The sequence below is a fragment of the Pseudogemmobacter faecipullorum genome, from assembly GCF_020539525.1.
GTDB classification, from domain to species: domain Bacteria; phylum Pseudomonadota; class Alphaproteobacteria; order Rhodobacterales; family Rhodobacteraceae; genus Pseudogemmobacter; species Pseudogemmobacter faecipullorum.
Genome location: NZ_JACDXX010000050.1, coordinates 1 through 6,294, shown reverse-complemented (window position 1 = coordinate 6,294; position 6,294 = coordinate 1). Strand labels below are relative to the sequence as shown.

General features: G+C 61.7%; 7 protein-coding genes. 6 read left to right on the top strand and 1 reads right to left on the bottom strand.

Annotation, left to right across the window (positions count from 1 at the left end):
- Positions 1-125: 125 nt before the first annotated feature.
- On the bottom strand, positions 126-416 hold the full coding sequence (locus H0485_RS20785; RefSeq protein WP_226937809.1) for a hypothetical protein: 291 nt from the start codon (positions 414-416) through the stop codon (positions 126-128).
- Between H0485_RS20785 and H0485_RS20780 the strand changes: the two genes are divergently transcribed.
- The 6 genes from H0485_RS20780 to H0485_RS20755 form a co-directional block, all read left to right on the top strand.
- A complete protein-coding gene (locus H0485_RS20780) occupies positions 403-1,137 on the top strand; it encodes a hypothetical protein (RefSeq protein WP_226937808.1) in 735 nt (244 codons plus the stop codon). The two genes, H0485_RS20785 and H0485_RS20780, sit on opposite strands and share 14 nt — an antisense overlap.
- 111 nt (positions 1,138-1,248) lie before the next feature.
- Complete coding sequence (locus tag H0485_RS20775; RefSeq protein WP_226937807.1) at positions 1,249-1,920, top strand: DUF1441 family protein; 672 nt, start codon at positions 1,249-1,251, stop codon at positions 1,918-1,920.
- A gap of 137 nt (positions 1,921-2,057) precedes the next feature.
- A complete protein-coding gene (locus tag H0485_RS20770; RefSeq protein WP_226937806.1) occupies positions 2,058-4,076 on the top strand; it encodes a terminase gpA endonuclease subunit in 2,019 nt (672 codons plus the stop codon).
- On the top strand, positions 4,073-4,270 hold the full coding sequence (locus H0485_RS20765) for a phage head-tail joining protein (protein WP_226937805.1): 198 nt from the start codon (positions 4,073-4,075) through the stop codon (positions 4,268-4,270). Before H0485_RS20770 ends, H0485_RS20765 begins: the two co-directional genes overlap by 4 nt.
- 13 nt (positions 4,271-4,283) lie before the next feature.
- Positions 4,284-5,861 carry a phage portal protein gene (locus H0485_RS20760; RefSeq protein ID WP_226937810.1) on the top strand — a complete coding sequence of 526 codons (1,578 nt, stop codon included), beginning with the start codon at positions 4,284-4,286 and terminating at the stop codon, positions 5,859-5,861.
- Positions 5,858-6,294, top strand: a 437-nt coding sequence (locus H0485_RS20755; protein WP_226937804.1) for an ATP-dependent Clp protease proteolytic subunit, incomplete at its 3' end; no start/stop codon positions are given. The genes H0485_RS20760 and H0485_RS20755, both read left to right, overlap by 4 nt.

Here is a 6,294-nt window from a genome sequence, read left to right as displayed (position 1 = left end):
TCATGCCGATGTCACTCTCCGCAAAGCGGACAGATGCTCGAGCGGGTGGGCGGCGGGGATGGGTTTAACGCCTGTCTGACACGCCTGAATAGCGCCCGGAGCAATCGCTCGCGGGCGTTTTGCTTTTATGACTGGTTCTTGTGAACAGCTTTGCTGATTTCCACCAGAGTTCCGATGAGGCAGCCGGATACCAGCATCCCCATACCGAGACCAAAGAAGTAAATTCTCTCGATCTTGGAAATGTCCATGAAACCGGAAGCACCGACTGCAAGCATGCAACCGAAAAGCAAGAGCGCGGCGAAATAGCCGGCCATAGTCGTGTAGAACAATCCATCCTCCATCAAAGCCTGTTCGGCAGTGATGCACGGGCTGCGCCGCTGCTCAAGGAAAAGGAGTTCTGGTGTGGATCTCAGCATAGACCGGCGGTCACTGGCAGACTTTAACCGCAACCTTTCTGACATCGAGCGCAAGCAGCTTCCCTTCGCGGCTGCGGTTGCAGTGAACAAGACAGCGCGGGAAGTCATCGCGCATCTGAAAGAGCGGATGGAGGTGGTCTTTGATCGGCCGACGCCTTTCACGAAAAACGCTTTCGAGCTGAAGCCCGCCGCAACCAGGCAGTCAGCCAAAGCCACTGTCACCGAAAAGCCGATGCAGGGGCGGCGGCATTACCTGAAGGTTCAGGAGCTGGGCGGGCCGCGTGAGCAGACGGGGCTGGAAAAGCTGCTCTCGATGAAAGCCGCCTGGGGCGGGGTTATCCAGTCAGTGATCCCCGCCACAGGCTCGCCCTTTGATAATGCCCGGCTGGATCGGTACGGGAACTGGTCCTCGGGGGAGCGCAATCAGGTGCTGTCGGCTTTGAGCGCTCAGCGGGACACGCGCTCAAACACCACTGCCGCCTCGCGAAAGCGGGCCAAGAGCCGAGCGACATACTTTGTGCCGAAGCATGGCCTTGCTCCGGGTGTTTACAGGCGCAAAGCGCCGGGTGAGATCCCGGTGCGCGTCCTCAAGTTCTCCTCGGACCGTCCGAGCTACCCTAAGCTGCTCGGGTTCATGGACGGGACCGAGGAGATCTTCCGTCAGCGCATTGGCGAAAACCTCGCTCAAGCGCTCGCCGCCGCCCTTCGGACCGCCCGATAATCGGCGTGGGTCCTTCCCGGGCAACCTCCGCACGCGGGTAATTCGCACCCCGCACGGTGCGTGTTTTTGGAAAAAATTCCGGTGTGACAATGGGTTGTTGTTGGGGTTTTCATGGAAGAGCAAACGCCTGAGCTGATCGCGGTCGAGGTCGATGCAGAACTCGAGAGCGCTCTGACCAGATTCCCGCTGCCTGCCGGAATCCAGGACGCGGATTGCAATCAGGAAGAAATCGCCCAGGCGCTTAACACCTCGGTGAATACTGTGGCCAAGTGGATCCGGCAGGATGGCATGCCGGTGGCGCAGCAGGGCGGCAACGGCAAGGCCTATGTGCTGCGCCTGTCTCATTGCTGGGCATGGCTCAAGGCGCGGGAAGCTGAAGCCGATCTGCGCAACCGCCATAACAAGCAACAGGTTGCTGCCCTGCAGGCTTCCTTCCTCGGGATGGAGGTAAATGATCCGCAGGCGGCGATGACGCCGGCGCAACGGCGCGAGACCGCGCTTGCCGATATTGCATGGTCCAAGGCTGCCCATATGCGCCGCCAGCTGGTGCCGCTCTCCGATGTGCTCGATCTCTATGAGGGGGTCCTGCAGATCGTGCGAGACGGCCTGAAGGCTATGCCGGATCTTCTGGAACGCGAAATCGCCCTCCGACCGGATCAGGTCGGGGCGGTGGTGCGGATTTGCGATGATGTGCTCAACAAAATGTCTGAGCGCATTGATGAGGCTGAGCTGAGGGAGCGTGACGTGCCGGATGTCGATGTGCAGGAACGATGGCTGATCTGAGCGGTCTTCCCGTGGCGGGGGCATCATATGGAGAGCCTCTTCCATCCTACACCGACCCGCGCGCGGCCCTGAAGAAGGCTCTGCCTGCCTTGCATCCGGGTGAGCGGATTTCGGTAACGGAATCGGCAGAGCGCTACATGCGGGTTAACGTCTCTGGCCAGTGGCAGCCGTTCCGCGCCGATGTGGCGCCCTATATGGTCGAGCCCACTGACATGACTGCCTCACGGCGGTTTCGGGCACTGGTCTTTGCCGGGCCTTCGCAGTCGGGCAAGACGCTGATGCTGCAGACGGTCGCCTGCCATGCGATCATGTCTGATCCGGGCCGGGTGGCGCTGTTCCAGATGACCCGCGATGCGGCGGCGCTGATGGAGCGTGAGAAGATCGGGCCGGTGATCTACAACAGCCCGAAGATCCGGGCACGGCTCGCGCAGGGGCGCGGCGCTGACACCATTTTTCAGAAGCTGTTTACCGGCGGCACACATCTGACACTGGACTGGCCGACGCCGGAGAAGCTGGCCTCGACCACGGTCCGCACTCTGATGGCAACGGATTTCGACCGGCCAGCCTGGGGCAATGGCTCGATCGGTGACGGTGACCCTTATACTCAGATGCGGGCCCGGACGCGGACCTTCCTGTCGCGCGGCATGGTAATTATCGAGAGCAGCCCCGGCGCTCCGATCAAAGATGAGAACTGGAAAGCTCAGACACCGCATGATTGCCCGCCGGTTGGTTACGGCGTGCTGTCGCTCTATCCCGGTGGGACGCGCGGGCGCTGGTATGTGCCGTGCCCCGATTGCGGGGTCTATTTTGAGATGACTTTCGCGCGGCTGATCTATCCCAATTCCGCTGATCCGGTGGAAGCCGGGGAGGCGGCCCGGATGCGATGCCCGCATTGCCGCCAGACCTTTGGCCATGAGCTGAAACGCGAACTCAACGGCATGGGCCACTGGTATCACGAGACCTCCCCGGATGCGGATGGGAAAGTGGGCGTGGTGCGGATCGATGACCCGCGACTGCGGCGCACCGATCTGCTGAGCTACTGGCTCGACGGTGCCAGCGCGGCCTTTTCAACCTGGGCGGAGCTGGTCTCTGGCTACCGCATCGCGCTGGATCATTTCGAGGCTACAGGGGATGAGGAAAAGCTTCGCGGTACCGTGACCACGGGGCAGGCGCAGCCCTACTTGCCGAGATCGGCCAGCTCGGATGTCGAGATCACGCTCGAGGCGTTGAAAGATAAGGCGCGTGATACCGGAGTTCCGAAGGGCGTGGCACCGGCCTGGACGCGCTACATCACTGTTTCGATCGATACGCAGGGAACGTACTTCTCGGTCGGCGTCACCGCCTGGGGCGAGGGCGGGGCGCATCAGCCGATTGATCGCTTTGACCTCATTCAGCCGCCCGCAACAGCCCCCGAAGCAGAGGGACGGACGCTGAAGCCTGGCGATTATGCTGAAGACTGGGCGGTGCTCGAGGCGCTGTCCCATCAGGTCTGGCCGGTCGATGGCAGTGAATGGGGGCTGAAGGCCGTCTCGCTGGCGGTGGACATGCATGGCGCCGGGTCAACGACCGATCATGCCTATAAGTTCTACCGCGGGCGCCGGAAGGCTGGCGAAGGACGGCGCTGGTATCTGACACGCGGCAGCGGTGGTCTGAACCATTCTGATCGGGTCTGGCTGAAGGCTCCGGAGCGCGCGAGGGGGAATCGCAAGGTCGCCTCGGACATCCGGATCCTGAACATGGCAACGGACCGGCTCAAGGATGCTGTGGCGGTGTCGCTACGTCTGACCGGCGAGGGGCAGAACATCTGCCATATCCCGGACTGGATGGATGTGAAGATGCTGACTGAGTTCACTGCCGAGCGGCGCACTCAGTCGGGGTGGGAAAAGCGGCCCGGCATGGTCCGCAACGAGAGCTTTGACCATCTGGTCCAGGCGCGCGCCCAGCACATCATCATTGGCGCAGAGCGCATCGACTGGGCCCAGCCAGAGCGCCCCTGGGCTGTTCTTTCGATCGGGAACGAATTCGCGGTGCAGATGCGAAAAACTGAGCTGCCAGAAGAAAGCGCCCTGGCCCGGCCGCCGCCGGCCGCGCGGGCAGCAGAGCCCGCGGCTCCCGGCCGGGGCGGATGGATCCAACGCAGGGAGAACTGGCTGTGAACGCCTATACATCAGAGCAGTACCGGACCCTGTGCGACATGATCGCGAAGGGGGTCACGTCGCTGGAACAGAACGGCGAGAAGGTGACGTTTCGCAGTCTCGCCGAGATGCGCCAGATCAAGAGTGAAATGGAACAGTCGCTCGGCCTTCGGGCACCGCGGCGGGTTCACTATCCGACCTTCGTGAAAGGGTAATCCAGTGAACATTATGGAAAGGGCCATTGCGGCTGTTGCGCCGCAGTGGGCGTCGCAGCGTGCGAGGTCTCGAGCTCTGGTGATGCACTATGATGCCGCGAATGTCGGTCGCAGAGCATCTACCCTCAGGGCTGACCGGACAAACGCGGACGCGGCCGGGCGCGCGCGGCAACGCATTGCTTTCTATGCCCGGGATATGGTCCGAAACACGCCCTTTGCCGCGCGCGCTCAGGCGGTCATCACTGGGAATGTCGTCGGGGACGGCATCCTTCCGAAGATTACGATTGTCGAGGTCAACGGCAGGAAGCTGAAGGCGGACATTCAGAAGCGCCTCCTGAGGCGCGGGCTCGATCTGATCGAGAAGCACCTCGATTCAACCGCCATCGACAGGCAGGGGCGATCGAACCTGTATGGCCTGCAAAGACTGGTCAGCAATACGGTCGTGGATGCGGGCGAATGCCTGGTGCGGATTTACGATGGGGAATCTGAAGGTCTTCCGCTGCAACTCGACGTGCTCGAGCCAGACTATATCGATGAGTCAAAGGTTGGCTTTTTGGATGGCGGAAGCCAGATCCTTTCCGGCATCGAGTACGATGGAGAGGGTCGTCGTGTAGCGTACTGGCTCTATCCTGAGCATCCGGGTGGGGACTGGTCGCCGGGTACGCGACGCGGCATCTCGGAGCGGGTTCCCGCCGAACAGGTCATGCACATCTACCGAGTGGACCGCCCCGGCCAGCAGCGCGGAATATCGTGGTTCGCTCCGGTCATGATGCGCCTGCAGGATCTGGCTGATCACGAGGACGCCCAGCTCATGCGTCAGAAAATCGCCGCATGTTTTACGGCGTTCCGGGTGCTGGGTGAAGGGAAGGGCGGCGAGATCCCTGAGACCATGTCACCGGGGATGATCTATGATCTGGAAGATGGCGAGGACATCCGTTTTTCCGCTCCGCCTGCGGTAGAGGGTTATGACGAATTCACCCGCTCGGTGCTGCGCTCCGTCGCTGCAGGGATGGGGGTCAGCTATGAGGCCCTGACCGGCGATCTCGGGCAGGTGAACTTCAGCTCCGCCCGGATGGGGCGGCTGGAAATGGACAGCAACATCAGCGCCTGGCAGTGGCTGATGCTCATGCCTCAGTTTCTGCAGCCACTCGGGAGGCACTTCCTGCGCGCCTGGAGCGCCATCGATGAGCCCCAGCTCATAAAGGACGGCATTGTAGAGGATCTGCACTCACATATCCGGCTTACGTGGGTGCCGCCTCGCAAGATCATCGTGGACCCCGCACGGGAGTTTGCGGCGCTGCGCGAAGCGGTGCGATCTGGCTTTGCTTCTCGCCAGCAGGTGGTGCGCCAGCTGGGCATCGACCCTGAGCGTCTGCTCGAGGAGCAGGCACAGGACAAGGCCGAGGCCGACCGCCTGGGCCTGCCCTTCGACAGTGATCCACGGGCCGATGTGTCGCGGCAGTCCAAGGCCGAAGAGCCGGACAGCGTGAGCGTCTCTGAGGCCGCCAGGGCGCTTGGAGTTAACCCGGAAGATTTTCGGGGCCTGATCGAAGATCTGCGAATGCAGGAGAAAAGGAAACACCGCAAATGAACGAGCTCTTACTCTATGGCACTGTCGGATCATCCTGGTGGGATGAGGAGTTTTTCACCGCCAAAACAGTCCGGGAATCCCTTGCTGATATGACGGGCCCGCTGACGGTTCGGATCAATTCTGGCGGCGGCATCGCGACCGAGGGGCAGGCCATCTACACCGCGCTGCGCGGCTATTCCGGCGAGGTCCACATCGTTGTCGAGGGCATCGCCGCTTCAGCCGCCAGTCTGATCGCGATGGCCGGAAGCTCTATCACCATGTCGACCGGCGCTATCATGATGATCCATGATCCGGCCAGCTGGTATGTGTCCGCCATCAGCACCCTTGGAACAGTTTGGCGTGATTGCGTAGCGGAGGCATTGCGGCTCATCTTTATCCCAGTTGGAGTTGAAGATGATGAAGAGCCGAAGGACCGCGCCAGCGAAACCCATGA

Bases quoted from the DNA above. Each gene is read 5' to 3' on its own strand.
- H0485_RS20785 (WP_226937809.1), bottom strand. From the start codon at position 416: ATGCTGAGATCCACACCAGAACTCCTTTTCCTTGAGCAGCGGCGCAGC.
- H0485_RS20775 (WP_226937807.1), top strand. From the start codon at position 1,249: ATGGAAGAGCAAACGCCTGAGCTGATCGCGGTCGAGGTCGATGCAGAA.
- H0485_RS20770 (WP_226937806.1), top strand. From the start codon at position 2,058: ATGCGGGTTAACGTCTCTGGCCAGTGGCAGCCGTTCCGCGCCGATGTG.
- H0485_RS20760 (WP_226937810.1), top strand. From the start codon at position 4,284: ATGGAAAGGGCCATTGCGGCTGTTGCGCCGCAGTGGGCGTCGCAGCGT.